At 69.1% G+C, this 16,139-nt stretch carries 6 protein-coding genes; 3 read left to right on the top strand and 3 right to left on the bottom strand.

Annotated features, from left to right (window positions below; all coding sequences use genetic code 11):
* The 3 genes from VBO01S_RS12765 to VBO01S_RS12775 all read right to left on the bottom strand — a co-directional run.
* Positions 1-1,464, bottom strand: a 1,464-nt coding sequence (locus VBO01S_RS12765) for a CHASE2 domain-containing protein (RefSeq protein ID WP_157627360.1), incomplete at its 3' end; no start/stop codon positions are given.
* A gap of 15 nt (positions 1,465-1,479) precedes the next feature.
* On the bottom strand, positions 1,480-2,772 hold the full coding sequence (locus VBO01S_RS12770) for a FecR family protein (protein ID WP_062474553.1): 1,293 nt from the start codon (positions 2,770-2,772) through the stop codon (positions 1,480-1,482).
* Positions 2,772-3,518: a response regulator transcription factor gene (locus tag VBO01S_RS12775; protein WP_062474555.1), complete on the bottom strand. Its 747-nt coding sequence runs from the start codon at positions 3,516-3,518 to the stop codon at positions 2,772-2,774. Before VBO01S_RS12775 ends, VBO01S_RS12770 begins: the two co-directional genes overlap by 1 nt.
* 313 nt (positions 3,519-3,831) lie before the next feature.
* Between VBO01S_RS12775 and VBO01S_RS32395 the strand changes: the two genes are divergently transcribed.
* The 3 genes from VBO01S_RS32395 to VBO01S_RS12790 are packed head-to-tail and all read left to right on the top strand — an operon-like array spanning position 3,832 to position 16,126.
* Complete coding sequence (locus VBO01S_RS32395) at positions 3,832-14,799, top strand: ESPR-type extended signal peptide-containing protein (protein WP_169805051.1); 10,968 nt, start codon at positions 3,832-3,834, stop codon at positions 14,797-14,799.
* Positions 14,800-14,825: 26 nt separating this feature from the next.
* Positions 14,826-15,686 carry an OmpA family protein gene (locus VBO01S_RS12785; protein ID WP_062474631.1) on the top strand — a complete coding sequence of 287 codons (861 nt, stop codon included), beginning with the start codon at positions 14,826-14,828 and terminating at the stop codon, positions 15,684-15,686.
* Positions 15,687-15,688: 2 nt separating this feature from the next.
* A complete protein-coding gene (locus VBO01S_RS12790) occupies positions 15,689-16,126 on the top strand; it encodes a hypothetical protein (RefSeq protein ID WP_062474559.1) in 438 nt (145 codons plus the stop codon).
* Positions 16,127-16,139 lie beyond the last annotated feature (13 nt).

A 16,139-nucleotide genomic window follows, 5' to 3' on the forward strand; every position in this document is an offset into this window, starting at 1 on the left:
CGCGCCGCTGGCGGGCGGCACGGCCAGCGGCGCGATCAGCTCGGGCAGGCGCACGCCGCGCAGCGCGGGCGGCGCAATGCCATCGTCGTCGTGCGATGGCATGGCACCGGCGCCCAGTAGCCGGAAGGCCGCGGCGTTGCCCGACCCGATGCGCCCCTCTTCGTCGCAGATCAGCATGGCCACGGGCATCGCCTGCATGGCCTTGTCCATGAGTTGCTGCATGCGCCGCAGGCGTGCAATGGCGCGGTCGAGCGCCTGCTTGGGATGCTCCGCCGGATCGGCAGGCGCCGGCGAGCGGGCCGGCATGACTTCGAAGGTGCCGCCGGGGAGGGCGTCGAGCACCTGCGCGCGCTTGCGCAGGTAGACGAACTGCGATTCGAGACGGCGCCAGCTCCACAGCAGGTAGAGGATGGCCAGGCCGAGCATCGGCGCCACAGGCGGCAGCCAGTGGTGCCACGCCAGCATGGCGACGCCGCTGATCAGCAGGCACGCGCTCGCGAGGCCGGCGGCGATCGGCAGTGCGTGCCGGCCCCGCCGGACCAGCAGCCACAGCGCGAGCCACAGCGGCACCACGGTCCAGGCTGCGTGCCACAGCGGCGGCGATACGCTCACGTTGCGGCCGTGCATCAGGTTGTCGATGGCATTGGCATGCACCTCCACGCCGGGCAGCACGCCGCGGATGCCGGCGTTGGGCGTGAGCGTCTGGTCGCCGAGGCCGGGCGCGGTGGCGCCCACGAGCAGCAGCTTGTCGCGCAGCAGCTCGGCGGGCACTTCGCCGCGCAGCACGCTCACGTAGGGCACGGTGCGGTAGCTGCCGCGCGGGCCGGCGAACAGCAGGCGCAACGGGCTCTGGCGCAGCCAGTCGACCGGCGTCGCTTCGGGGTCGACCACGGCCGGCGGGACGCGCTGCGCCATCAGCGCGCCCACGTAGGGCTGCAGCTGGTTCGGATAGCCCTCGAGCAGGTACAGCGTGCGCGCCACGCCGTCGGTGTCGGGCGCGAGGCCGGCGTGCCCCACGCCGCGGGCCTGGGCGGCAAAGTCGGGCAGCGGCGGCAGGAAGCCCGGCCATTCGTGGCTCGTGAAGGCCAGGGGGCTCGCATGCAGCAGCGGCAGGTACACGGGCAGCAGGCCCATGGCCCGCGCCAGGTGCGCGTCTTCGCGCGGGTCTGCGCTCGGCTCGGTCAGGAAGAGGTCGAGCAGCACCGCGCGCGGCGCCGCCGGCGCGAGCCGTTCGAGCAGGCGCGCGTGGGTCGCGCGGCTCCAGGGCCAGCGCCCGAGTTCGCGCAGGCTGTGCTCGTCGATGGCGATGATCAGGATGTCCGCCGACGCCCGGTGCGAGGCCAGGATCAGCAGGCGGTCGTGGATGTACGCATCCATCTGCAGCAGGCCCGGGCGGTGCGCCAGGCCGAGCATGGCCAGCGGCAGCAGCAGCGCCATCAGCAGGCGTTCGACGACGAGGCGCATGCGCGTGGCCCCGCTTCAGCGCACCGGGATGTCGAAGCTTCCGCCGAAACCGGTCGCTGCGGACGCAGCACCGTCGGGGGTGGCCTGGCGCGCACGCCAGTGGTAGCGCCCGCCGAGCGCGAAGGGGCCGACCGTCATGCCGGTGGCGTAGACCGCAGGCTCGTTCACCAGCAACACGGCGAAGTCAGGGCTGCGCGCGAGTTCGAAGGTGTAGCGCTGGCCTGCGATGCCCGGCCAGCGGACCTCCACGCGCCCGTCGGGCAGTGCGGTCGACGTGCTCTGGCCGCCCGCGCCGCCTTCGACCGTGGGCAGGTAGACCGTGCCGTCGCCCGGCAGCCCTTCGAGCCGGGCGGCATCGAAGGCCGTGAGGCGCAGCTGGTACAGGCCCGATGGCAGTTCCGCCGGCACCGTGAAGGAAGGTCCCGGGCCGCGTTGTTCGTGCACCGGCAGCAGGAAGCGCTCGTCGCGCGCCAACTGCAGGCGGTAGGTTTGCGCGCCCGCAACGGGCGTGAAGCGGAACGTTCGGTCGTTGCGCGCCGTCGTTTCGGGCACCAGCTGGGGCGCCGGCAGCAGCCCCTTCGCTTGCGACGGGCCGCTCTCCAGCAGCACCGCGCCGCGGCCTTCGCGCAGCACGAGCGGCGGTTCGGACTGTGCGGGGCCTTGCACGACCACCTCGCCCGAGATCACCTCACCCGTCAGCACGCCGTCTTCGTCGCGCACGCGAAAGTGCGTGCCGCGCACGCCCAGGCCCATCGACCGCGCGCGGATCTCGAACTGCTGGTTCGGCTGCTGCTTGTGCACCTGCGATTCGACGCGGCCTTCGATCAGCCGCAGCCGCACCGTGTTGGCGTCGATGGCCAGCACCTCGAGCGCGCTGCGCGAGGGCAGCACGACGCGGCTGCCGCCCGCCACCCCGAGGGTCACGAAGGCATCGGTGCCGGTGATGAGCGTGTCGCCGGCCTGGATCGGCAGGCCGGGCGTGAGGACCTGTTCAGGCACACCCGCGCGCTTGCGCGAGGCCCGGCCTTCGACCGCGGTGACCACGGCCGCGCCCTCGGGCACGAGCCGGCCGTCGGCAAAGTACAGCACCGTGCCCGGTTGCAACAGGCGCGGCTCGCCCACCTGGTTGCGTTGCTGCACTTCGGGCCAGCGCAGCGGCGTGTCCAGCTGCTGGCCCGAGATGCCCCACAGGGTTTCGCCGGGCTTCACCACGTGCGGCGACTGCGCGCCCGCCGCCGTGGCGACGAGCAGCGCGGCGCAGGCCAGGAGGCGGTGCGGGCGGAACGGGGTTGGGTGCGTCGTCGCCATCAGGAATCCGCCTGCGGTGCGTGTTGCGTGGCCTCGAGCCGATAGCCGCGGCCATACACCGTGCGCAGGCTCAGTCCGCTTTCGGCTTCGAGGCCGAGCTTGCTGCGCAGCCGGTAGATGTGGCTGTCCAGCGTGCGCGAAGGCAGTTCTTCGTTGCTGTAGCCAGCGCTTTCGAGCAGATGCGCGCGCGACACCGTGTCGCCCATGTGCTGGAACAGCGTCAGCGCGAGCTTGAACTCGCGGTCGGTGAGGGCATGCCGCTGCGGCGCGGCGTCGTCGCCCGGGGCCGGGTGGATCAGCACGCTTTGCGACACCCGTTCGAACTCCCAGCGGCCGAAGCGCTCGCCGTCGGACGGCGCCAGCGGCACGCGCCGGGCCATCAGGCGCTGCACGCGGGCCCGCAGTTCGAGCGGTCGGAAGGGTTTGACGATGTAGTCGTCGGCGCCGAGGTTCAGCGCCTGCACCACGTCGTGCTCGGAAGCGCGCGAACTCAGCATGAGCACCGGCACCTTGTCGGTCTGCCACTTGCGCAGCCACTGCAGCAATTCGACGCCGGCCAGGCCGGGCACGTTCCAGTCGAGCACCAGCAGATCGAAGCTTTCGCGCCGCAGTGCCTGTTGCAAGGTCGACCCGTTCGAAAACGTGATGCACGTCACATTCGTCTCGCCAATTGTTAACAGCTGCTCGAGTGTCCGCACGAGATGCGAGAGCTGGTTCGGGTCGTCTTCAAGGATGGCGATGCGCATGGACTCCAGGGGTGGCGGCGGCAATTTTGACAGTGAATCCACACCCGAAATCTGACGAATTCCGTAGCGTGAACGTTAGCAACATTGTTGGCGATGGTTATGAAGTAGTAAAGAAATTCACAAATGCAGACTAAAGCTGGCTGCAAATCTGACCAAACCTCACGCCGGCCCTTCGACCCTCGAAGGCCCTCGACATCATCCGCCCCCTGTAGCGCCACCCGGCGCTCCGATCACTCCACATCTCCGGTCATCTCCGCTCGCCATGTCGCGATCCTGCGGGGTAAGGCCGGCTTGCATCCGAGGAACAGGGGAAATGAACAAGTCTTATCGATCCATCTGGAATGAGGCGCTGGGCGCTTGGGTTGCCGCGTCGGAAACGACCCGAGCGCGGGGCAAGCGCGGCAGCGTGGTGCGTGCGGCCGTCACGGCCGGGGTGATGGGAGCGGCGCTGTTGGGCGGTGCCGGCAACGCAAATGCGCAGGCGACGATCACCGACTACACGGGGCACGCGTCGCCCGACCCCGTCCCCGGTGCCGTCCTCGACATCAACTCATACACCCGCGGCGTGATGATGCCGCGCGTCGCGCTCACCGACGCCACCACCTGGGGCCTGCCTGGCGGCGTGCCGGCCGACGGGATGATGCTCTTCAACACCACGCCCGGCACCACCACCAACGGCCTCACGCAAGGCCTGGTGACCTGGAAGGGCGGGCGCTGGGTGAGCGTCGACGAGACGCCGTACCTGCATGTGAATTCGACGGCTGTCGGCAATTCGACCCAGGCCAACTCGGGCGCCATCGGCGTCAACAGCGTGGCGATCGGCCCCGATGCGAAGGCGCTCGCGAACGACACCGTGGCCATGGGCAACGGCGCCGAGGCGCACAAGCTTGGCGACATCGCCATCGGCCGCGCCGCCATTGCGAGCGGTGGCGACCGCCTGACCGGACCGACCGAGAACTGGAGTTCCGTGGCGGTCGGCACCTATGCCTCCGCCACCGAAGGCAACTCCGTCGCCTTGGGCGGCTCGGCCAAGGCCGAGGGCCGCGGCACGGCGCTGGGTTCGCGCGCCGAAGCCGGCTACGACACCGTCGCGATCGGCACGTTCGCGGGCATGGGCCGCCCCGCCAAGACCGACCCGAACGATTTCAGCAATTCGCTCAACACCTTCGTCGGCAGCGGCTCGGGCGCGAGCGGCAATGGCGCGCGCAATTCCTACGTCGGCAACCAGGCGGGTTTTGCGGTGCAGGGCGACGAAAACGCCGGCATGGGCTACGGCGCGGGCGGGCTGTCGGCCGGCAACCGCAACGTCGCGGTGGGCCAGCGCGCCGGCCAGTTCGTGACGGGCGACCAGAACATCAACCAGGGCACGATGGCGGGCTTTCAGGCCAAGGGCAGCAACAACATCGCGCTCGGCACCCTCGCCAGTGCCAACCTGGCGCTGGCCGCGCAGGACCCGAACGCCCCGATCTCCCAGGCCGCCGTGCAGGCGGCGAGCCTGGCGGCGCAGACCGAGTACATGGGCTTTCTGGCCACGCGCGGCGTGACCGAGGCCGGCCTGGCCGACGGCACCTACACCCTGGACGCCAGCGGCAACGTCATCGAAGCCAGCAGCGGCAACGTGCTGGTCACCGCCGCCGAGCTGCAGACCTCGGTCACCCAGGCGTTCCAGCGCAACGGCGTGGCCGGCATCGACGCCAGCCGCACGACGGCTATCGGCCACCTGTCGCGCGCCACCGGCGACGACGCCGTGGCGCTGGGCTCGTCGGCGGTCGCCGGCGACAAGGCCGCCGTGGCCATCGGCACGGCGAGCAAGGCTTTCGGTGTGTCCAGCGTGGCGGTGGGCGACAGCGCCTTTGCGAAGGGCGAAGCCTCCATCGCCATGGGCAAGGGTGCCCAGGCCAACGGCACGCAGTCGATCAGCATCGGCACGGGCAACGTCGTCAACGGCAACAACAGCGGCGCCATCGGCGATCCGAGCACGATCGACGGCGCCAACAGCTACAGCGTGGGCAACAACAACACGTTGGGCGCTGCGGCGAACAACACCTTCGTGCTGGGCAACAACGTCAACGTCAACGTGGCCAACGCGACGGCGCTGGGCGACTCGACCAGCGTGACGGTGGCTGACGGCGCGGCGCTGGGCAGCAAGTCGGTGGCGAGCACGGACAAGGGCGTGGCGGGCTTCGACCCGGCCGCGGGCAAGGCCTCGACGGACACCTCGGCCACGTGGAAGAGCACGCTGGGCGCGGTGAGCGTGGGCGGCAATGGGCAGACGCGCCAGATCACGAACGTGGCAGCGGGCACGCAAGCCACCGATGCGGTGAACGTCGCGCAGCTCAAGGCGGGGCAGACGCATTACTACAGCGTGAACGACAACGGCACGCAGGGCGGCAACTACGACAACAAGGGCGCCACGGGCCTCAATGCCATCGCCTCGGGCGTCGATGCCAAGGCCGGCGGGGACCATGCGACCGCCATGGGCCACGGCGCGACGGCCGGCGGCCACTATGCGATCGCGCAGGGCTACCAGGCCAACGCGGCCGGCGCGAACGGCGTGGCGATCGGAACCCAGGCCTCTGCCGCCAAGGGCGGCACCGTGGCAATCGGCGCAAGCGCAGGCAAGGATTCGACCGTGCTGACGGGGACCTTCATCGGCTCCGGTGCCGGCAACAAGAGCGCGGGCGCGGACATCACCGCCATCGGCAACAACGCAGGGCAGGCGGCGTCGGGCAACAGCAACACCTTCATCGGGGCGACGGCCGGCAGCTCGTCGGAGGGCGACCTGAACAGCTTCATCGGCGCGGGGGCGGGCATCTTCTCCAAGGGCACCGCCAACTCGGCCTTCGGCAACCTGGCGGGCGCAAACACCGAGGGCGACAGCAATGCCGCATGGGGCTTCGCCGCGGGCGCGTTCGTGAAGGGCGACGGCAACATCGGCATGGGCACTTCGGCGGGCGCCAGCGTCGTGGGTTCGGGCAATGCCGCGATCGGGCAGGGGGCGGGGCTTGGCACCCAGGGTGATGCGAATCTCGCCATCGGCGCGGGGGCGGGCTCGATCGCCAAGGGCAACGGCAACGTGGCGCTGGGCCAGAACGCCGGTCTTGCCGCCGACGGCAACGAGAACATCGCTCTCGGCCAGACTGCAGGGGCCCTGGTGAGCGGCAACCGCAACCTGGCGATCGGCTCAGCCGCGGGCCTTGCTGGCGATGTGGCTTCCGGGAACATCACGCCGACGACGGCAAGCGACACGATCGCCCTGGGCACCCAGGCGTTTGCCAATGCCGAGCGCGCCATCGCGATCGGCACGGGCGCCCAGGCGCTGGGCACGCAGTCGATCAGCATCGGCACGGGCAACGTCGTCAACGGCAAGAACAGCGGCGCCATCGGCGACCCGACCGTGATCGACGGTGCCAACAGCTACAGCGTCGGCAACAACAACACGCTGGGCGCTGCGGCGAACAACACTTTCGTGCTGGGCAACAACGTCAAGGTCAACGTGGCCAATGCCACGGCACTGGGCGATTCGACCAGCGTGACGGTGGCTGATGGCGTGGCGCTGGGCAGCAAATCGGTGGCGAGCACGGACAAGGGCGTGTCGGGCTTCGACCCGGCCATGGGCCTGGCCTCGACGGACACCTCGGCCACGTGGAAGAGCACGCTGGGCGCAGTGAGCGTCGGCGGCAATGGCCAGACGCGCCAGATCACGAACGTGGCGGCGGGCACGCAAGCCACCGATGCGGTGAACGTCGCGCAGCTCAAGGCCGCGCAGACGCACTACTACAGCGTGAACGACAACGGCACGCAGGGCGGCAATTACGCCAACGACGGCGCCACCGGCATCAACGCACTGGCGGCGGGCGTGGGCGCGCAGGCCAACGGCGAGCGCAGCGTGTCCATCGGCTACCAGGCCGGTGTGGGCGCCAGCGCCGGCCTGGCCGGCCAGAACAACGTGGGCATCGGCACCGAAGCGGGTGGTGGTGTCGTGGGGTCCAGCAACACCGCCGTGGGTTCCGCTGCGGGCAAGGACGTGGCTGGCAGCTCGAACGCGGCGTTCGGCATTGCGGCGGGCCAGGGCGTCCAGGGCGACTACAACCTGGCGATGGGTGTCTACAGCGGCATCGGGACCAAGGGCACTTACAACACCGCGATCGGCGGCAGTGCGGGCCAGGCCGTGAACGGCAACGACAACATCGCCATGGGCGACTTGTCGGGTGCCTCCGTCGTCGGCGATGCGAACATCGGCATCGGTGCTCTGGCTGGTGCTGGAACAACAGGCAGCAGCAACATCGCCATCGGCAGCCTCGCAGGCATCGTCGACACCGCGACGTTTGCCGGCATCACTGCCAACAACACGGTGAGCATCGGCAACAGCGCCGTGGCCAGCAAGGACGACGGCGTTGCCGTCGGTCATGGCGCGCAGGCTGCCGCCGTCAACAGTGTGGCGCTGGGCGCGGATTCGAAGGCGACGCAGGACGCAGCCGCACTGGCGCTCAAGAACGCCTATGTGCCGGCAGGCGCGACGGCCGTGGCCGGCAGCGCGCCGGTGGGCGAGGTGTCGGTGGGCAGCGCGGGCAAGGAGCGGCGTATCACCAACGTGGCGGCGGGCTCGGACGATACGGATGCCGTCAACGTGAGCCAGCTCAAGGGCGCGCAGACGCACTACTACAGCGTGAACGACAACGGCACGCAGGGCGGCAACTACGACAACAAGGGCGCGACCGGCATCAATGCGATCGCGGCAGGCGTGGATGCCGTGGCCGCGGGCGTGGGCACCGTGGCGGTCGGCAACATGGCCGGCTCGGGCAGCACGGCGGCTGGCAATTCGCACAACACCTTCGTCGGGTACGGCGCGGGCCGGCAGGTTGCGGGAGCGGACAACACGGCCGTCGGCAACAGCGCCGGTGTGTCGGTGACGGGCGGGAACAACACTGCGCTCGGGTTGAGCGCGGGCGCCCGCGTCACCGGGGACTCCAACATCGGCATCGGCGTGAACGGCGGGGCAGTCACGACCGGTTTCTCCAACGTGGGCATCGGAAGTTCCGCGGGGCAGGGCACCAACGGCGCCTTCAACGTGGCGCTGGGCGGTCTTGCCGGCGGCGGGGTCCAGGGCAGCGCCAACGTCGCGATCGGCTTGAACGCGGGCGAGAGCGTCAGCGCCAGCAACACGGTCGCCATCGGCACCCGTGCCAAGGCCACGGGCGACAGCGGCGTCAGCATCGGCACCGATGCCAGCGCCACCTACGCGAACGCGGTGGCGCTCGGTGCCAACAGCACCACGGCCACGGACCTGGCGACGTTGAACGCTAACGCGGCCTACGTGCCGCCGGGCGCAACGTCGGTCGCCGGAGCGGTGCCGGTGGGCGAAGTGTCGGTAGGCGGCGTGGGTGCCGAGCGGCGCATCACCAATGTGGCGGCCGGCGCGGTCGATACGGATGCGGTGAACGTGAGCCAGCTCAAGGCCGTCGATGCGACCGCCAACGCGGGATGGAATGTGGCTGCCAATGGTGAAGCCACGGGCGGCAATGTGGCCCCAGGGGCCAAGGTCGACTTCAGCAACTCGGACAGCAACATCGCGATCACGCGCACCGGCACCAACCTCGACTTCAAGCTGGCTGACAACGTCAAGGTCAACAACAGCGTGATTGTGGGTCAGAGCGTGCTCAACACCACCGGCCTGACGGTCAACAACGGCACGACCACCACGGCGGTTGCGGCCGGCGGCGTGACCAGCGGAACGGTCAACCTGAGCGGCGTGACGAACGACATCCAGGGCTTGAGCAACAAGACGTTGACCGATCCGAGCTTCGCGACGGTGGGCCGTGGGGCTACGGAAGAGCAGCTCAAGATCGTCAATGACACCGCCAGCGCAGGCTGGAATGTCGCGGCCAACGGTGAAGCCACGGGAGGCAACGTCGCACCGGGCGGCAAGGTCGACTTCAGCAACTCGGACAGCAACATCGCGATCACGCGCACCGGCACGAACCTCGACTTCAAGCTCGCTGACGACGTCAAGGTCAACAACAGCGTGACAGTCGGCCAGAGCGTGCTCAACACCACTGGCCTGACGGTCAACAACGGAACGACCACCACCGCAGTCGCGGCAGGTGGCGTGACCAGTGGCTCGGTCAATCTGAGTGGCGTGACGAACGACATCCAAGGGCTGAGCAACAAGACGCTGACCGATCCGAGCTTCGCGACGGTGGGCCGTGCAGCGACTGAAGAACAGCTCAAGATCGTCAATGACACGGCCAGCGCAGGCTGGAACGTGGGAGCGAACGGTGAGGCCACGGGTGGCAATGTGGCGCCTGGCGGCAAGGTCGACTTCAGCAACTCCGACAGCAACGTCACGATCACCCGCAGCGGTACGAACCTCGACTTCAAGCTGGCGGATGACGTGAAGGTCAACAACAGCGTGACCGTGGGCCAGAGCGTGCTGAACACCACCGGTCTGACTGTGAACAACGGCACGACGACCACCGCCGTTGCAGCCGGCGGCGTGACCAGCGGGACGGTCAATCTGAGCGGCGTGACGAACGACATTCAGGGCCTGAGCAACAAGACGCTGACCGACCCGAGCTTTGCGACCGTGGGCCGTGGGGCCACGGAAGAACAGCTCAAGATCGTCAACGACACGGCCAGCGCAGGCTGGAACGTGGCGGCGAACGGCGAAGCCACGGGAGGCAACGTCGCACCGGGCGGCAAGGTCGACTTCAGCAATTCGGACAGCAACGTCACGATCACGCGAAGCGGTACGAACCTCGACTTCAAACTGGCCGACGACGTCAAGGTCAACAACAGCGTCACGGTGGGCCAGAGCGTGCTGAACACGACGGGCCTGACGGTGAACGACGGCGCGGGCAACGTCACGACGACGTCGGCGACGGGCACCACCGTGACCAACGGCACGACCACGACGGCGACGGCTGCCGGCGGCGTGACCAGTGGAACGGTCAGCCTGAGTGGCGTGACGAACGACATCCAGGGCTTGAGCAACAAGACGTTGACCGACCCGAGCTTCGCGACGGTAGGCCGTGCAGCGACTGAAGAGCAGCTCAAGATCGTCAATGACACGGCCAGCGCAGGCTGGAACGTGGCGGCGAACGGCGAAGCCACGGGCGGCAACGTCGCACCGGGCAGTAAGGTCGACTTCAGCAACTCCGACAGCAACATCGCGATCACCCGCACGGGCACGAACCTCGACTTCAAGCTCGCTGACGATGTGAAGGTCAACAACAGCGTGACAGTGGGGCAGAGCGTGCTTAACACCACGGGTCTGACGATCAACAACGGCACCACGACCACGGCCGTTGCGGCCGGCGGCGTGACCAGTGGAACCGTCAACCTGAGCGGTGTCACCAACGACATTCAGGGCCTCAGCAACACGACGTTGACCGACCCGAGCTTTGCGACCGTGGGGCGTGCGGCCACTGAAGAGCAACTGAAGAAGGTCAACGACACCGCCGGCGCAGGCTGGAATGTCGCAGCCAACGGCGAAGCCACGGGCGGCAACGTTGCACCGGGCGCCAAGGTCGACTTCAGCAATTCGGACAGCAACATCGCCGTCACGCGAAGCGGTACGAACCTGGACTTCAAGCTGGCCGATGACGTCAAGGTCAACAACAGCGTGACCGTGGGCCAGAGCGTGCTCAACACCACGGGCCTGACCGTGAACGACGGCACGACCACCACCGCAGTCGCGGCAGGTGGCGTGACCAGTGGCTCGGTCAATCTGAGTGGCGTGACCAACGACATCAAGGGTCTCAGCAACACGACGCTGACCGATCCGAGCTTCGCGACGGCGGGACGTGCAGCGACCGAAGAGCAACTGAAGAAGGTCAACGACACCGCCAGCGCAGGCTGGAATGTCGCGGCCAACGGTGAAGCCACGGGAGGCAATGTCGCTCCTGGCGGCAAGGTCGACTTCAGCAACTCCGACAGCAACGTCACGATCACGCGCAGCGGCACGAACCTCGACTTCAAGCTCGCTGACGACGTGAAGGTCAACAACAGCGTGACGGTGGGGCAGAGCGTGCTCAACACCACGGGTCTGACGGTGAACGATGGCACGACCACCACGGCTGTTGCAGCCGGCGGCGTCACCAGCGGCACCGTCAAGCTCAGCGGCGTCAGCAATGACATCCAAGGCCTGAGCAACAAGACACTGACCGACCCGAGCTTCGCGACCGTGGGCCGCGGGGCCACGGAAGAACAGCTCAAGATCGTCAACGACACGGCCAGCGCGGGTTGGAATGTCGCAGCCAACGGCGAAGCCACGGGCGGCAACGTCGCACCGGGTGGCAAGGTCGATTTCAGCAACTCGGACAGCAACATCGCCATCACGCGCACCGGCACGAACCTCGACTTCAAGCTGGCCAACGACGTGAAAGTCAACAACAGCGTGACCGTGGGCCAGAGCGTGCTCAACACCACGGGCCTGACCGTGAACGACGGCACGACCACCACGGCCGTCGCGGCGGGTGGCGTCACCAGCGGCACCGTCAAGCTCAGCGGCGTCAGCAATGACATCCAAGGCCTGAGCAACAAGACGCTGACCGACCCAAGCTTCGCGACCGTGGGCCGCGCTGCGACGGAAGAGCAACTGAAGAAGGTCAACGACACCGCCAGCGCAGGCTGGAATGTCGCGGCCAACGGCGAAGCCACCGGCGGCAACGTCGCACCGGGCGGCAAGGTCGATTTCAGCAACTCGGACAGCAACATCGCGATCACGCGCACGGGCACGAACCTGGACTTCAAGCTCGCCGACGACGTGAAGGTCAACAACAGCGTGACGGTGGGCCAGAGCGTGCTGAACACCACGGGCCTGACGGTGAACAACGGCACCACGACCACCGCGGTGGCCGCAGGCGGCGTGACCAGCGGCACCGTCAAGCTCAGCGGCGTCAGCAACGACATCCAGGGCTTGAGCAACAAGACGCTGACCGACCCGAGCTTCGCGACCGTGGGCCGCGCAGCGACCGAAGAGCAGCTCAAGCTGGTCGACGCCACGGCCAGCAAGGGCTGGAACCTCAGCGCGAACGGCGAGGCGAGCCCGCAGAACATCGCCCCGGGCGGCACGGCCAACTTCGCCAACGGCGACAACATGGTCGTCACCCGCAACGGCAACACGTTGACCGTAGCCACGGCCAAGGACGTGAAGTTCGACAGCGTGACGACCGGCGACACCGTGATGAACAACGCCGGCGTGACCGTCGGCCCGAACGTCACCCTCGGCGCCACCGGCCTGACCATCGTCGGCGGTCCGAGCGTGACCACGGCGGGTGTCAACGCGGGCGGCAAGGTGATCACGAACGTGGCGCCGGGCGTGGCCAACACCGATGCGGTGAACGTCAGCCAACTCAAGGACACGGTCGCCGAGAGCAAGACCAAGTACTACAGCGTGAACTCGACCGGCGGCGGCAACGAGAACAACGACGGTGCCACGGGCGCCGACGCGATCGCCGCGGGCAAGGACGCACAGGCGACGGCCGTCAACGCGGTGGCGATGGGCACGGCGGCGCAGGCCGCGGGCGTCAGCGCCACGTCGATCGGCAATGCCGCCTGGGCGATGGGCGACCGCAGCACGGCGGTCGGCTACTTCTCGACCGCCGACGGGATCGACAGCGCGGCCTTTGGCGCCTGGGCGCGGGCTGCGGGCAACGGCAGCGTGGCTGCGGGCGCGGCCTCGAACGCCTCGGGCGTGGCAAGCGTCGCGATGGGCGCGGCGAGCGCCGCTGTCGGCGATGTGAGCGTGGCAGTGGGTGCAGGCAGCACGGCCACCGCGACGGGTGGTGCGGCATTGGGCGCAGGCTCGGTGGCCGACCGCGCGGCCGGCGTGAAGGGCTATGTGCCGCCGGAGGCCACCGCCGCGCAGGCGGACGCCATCGCCGCCACCACCAGCACCACGGGTGCGGTGGGCGTGGGTGACGCGGCCCACGGCGTGTTCCGCCAGATCACCGGCGTGGCTGCCGGCTCCGCACCGAGCGACGCCGTCAACGTGGCGCAGCTGCAGGCGGTGGCCAGCCAGGCTGCGGCGGCGGGCAGCAAGTGGATCACCGGGTCGCCGACGACCTACGTGGCGCCCACGTCCACGGGCACCGACAGCACGGCGGTGGGCTCGGGCGCGGCCGTCAAGGCCGACCAGGGCGTGGCCATCGGCACCGGCGCCGTGGTCACGACGAAGAACAGCATCGCGCTGGGCAACGACGCGACCACGGCGGAGGCCAAGCCCACCAAAGAGGTCACGCTCCAGGGCACGACCTACCAGTTCGCAGGCACCAAGCCGGTGGGCGTGGTCAGCGTCGGCTCGAAGGACGCGGAGCGCCAGATCACCAACGTCGCGGCCGGCGAGATCAGCGCCACCAGCACCGACGCGGTGAACGGCAGCCAGCTGTACGCGACGAACCAGGCGATCAACAACATGACCACCGGCGGTGGCGGCATCAAGTACTTCCACGCCAACTCGAAGGCGGCCGACTCGAACGCCGCCGGCGCCGAGAGCGTGGCCATCGGACCGAACGCGGTGGCGCTGGGCAACAACGCCATCGCCACCGGCAACAACGCGCAGGCCAAGGCGGCCGGCAGCATCGCGCTGGGTGCCAACAGCACGGCCAGCACGGCCAACAGCGTGGCGCTGGGCGACGGCGCGGTGGCCAATCGCGCCGGCATGAACGGGCAGCGCGAGATGTTCTCGAACACCGTGGTGCAGTCGGCGCAGGGCGCGGTGTCGGTCGGCTCGACCGGCAACGAACGCCAGATCACCAACGTGGCCGGCGGCACGCAGGCCACCGACGCGGTGAACGTGCGCCAGCTGCAGGCCGTGCAGCAAAGCGCGGTGCGCTACGACACGAACGTGGACGGCAGCGTCAACTACAACAGCGTGACCATGGGCAACGGGGCCTCCACCGGCCCGGTCACGGTGCAGAACGTGGCGCCGGGCGTGGCGCCTACCGACGCGGTCAACGTGCAGCAGCTGAACCAGGCCGGCGCCGCCGGCATGGCCTACACCGACGCGCGCACCAACGCGCTGGGCAACGAGCTGCGCAACACCGCCAAGAACGCCTATGCCGGCGTGGCCGCCGCCATGGCCGTGCAGATGCCGGGCACCTCGGTGCCGGGCAAGACGGTGATGCGCGTGGGCTACGGCACGTTCAAGGGCGAGAGCGCGGTGGGCATCAGCTTCCGCCGCACGGCCGAGAACAACGGCTGGAGCGTGACCGGCGGCGTGGGCATGAGCCGCGCCGGGGCCGCGGCCACGGTCGGCGCCGAGTGGGTCTTCAATTGAAGCGGGAGAGAAAAAGAATGAAGCAGATGAACCGAACCCTGTCCGCCGTCGCATTGGCGGCCTTGCTTGCGGCCCTGCAGGGCTGCGCCTCGCCCGGCGCCGCCATCGACAAGGACGCGCAGGCGCGCGCCGCGGCCGAGAAGCCCGCGGCGCCCAGGCCCGAGGAGTTTCCGGCGCTGGACAGCGCCAAGTGGAAGCAGGGCGCCTTTCCGGGCACCGAGAAGTTCCAGCGCGTGCGCCCCGGCATGGGCAAGGACCAGCTGCGCGAGCTGCTGGGCTGGCCGCACTTCAGCGAAGGCCTGTGGGGCGTGCGCGAGTGGAACTACATCTTCCACTTCTACACGGGCAAGGGCAGCGACTACACCACCTGCCAGTACATGGTGCGTTTCAACGGCAGCGAGCTGATGACCGGCGGCTGGTGGAAGAACCCCGACTGCGCCTTGCTCGCGCAGCCGCCGGCGGCCACGCCGATCCCGGCCAGCACCAAGCTGGCGCCGCCGCAGAAGGTCACGCTCAATGCAGACGGCCTGTTCCGCTTCGACGGCGCCTCGCTCACCGACCTGCAGCCCGCAGGGCGTACGCGGCTGGAGCATCTGGCCGTCGAGCTGCGCAACAACTTCCGCTCGCTGCACTACATCGTGGTGACCGGGCACACCGACCGGCTGGGCGGCGACGCCTACAACGAGGCGCTGTCGCTGGAGCGCGCCAACACCGTGCGCGACCTGCTGGTGCAGCAGGGCCTGGACCGCAAGCTGATCCGCACCGCGGGCATGGGCAAGCGCCAGCCGGTGGTGTCCGACTGCGAAGGCAGCCGCAGCACGCCGGCGCTGCTGCAGTGCCTGCAGCCCAACCGGCGCGTCGAGCTCGACATCGCAGGGGAGCAGTGACGATGAACGCGCCTGCTCCCTCGGGCTACCGGATCGCGCTGGTCGATTCCGACGCCTTGCAGCGCGCCTGTACCGGCAACTCGCTGACGGCGCTGGGGGCCGACTTCATTCCTTTCGTGCGCATCGCGGACCTGATCCAGGCGCTGGAGGTGGGCCAGCGCTTCGACGGGGTCATCGTGGGGCTGCACGCCGACGCGCAGAAGACGGTGGCGCGGGTGCCCGCGATGCACCAGGCGGCCGACTGGATGCTGCCGCTGCTGTACCTCACGCACCGCTCGGAGCTGGAGAGCGTGGAGTCGGTGCCCGTCGCGGTGCGCGCGCAGCGTTCCTTCGAGCTGCTGCTGACGCCCGTGTCGAACGAGGACCTGGGCGTCTGGCTGGCGTCGCTGGACGGCCGGCTGAAGCCGGCGCGGCTGATTCGCGTGGGGGCGGACGCCTGACGCGCGCCCGGGG

This window comes from Variovorax boronicumulans NBRC 103145 (genome assembly GCF_001591345.1).
Lineage (GTDB): Bacteria > Pseudomonadota > Gammaproteobacteria > Burkholderiales > Burkholderiaceae_C > Variovorax > Variovorax boronicumulans.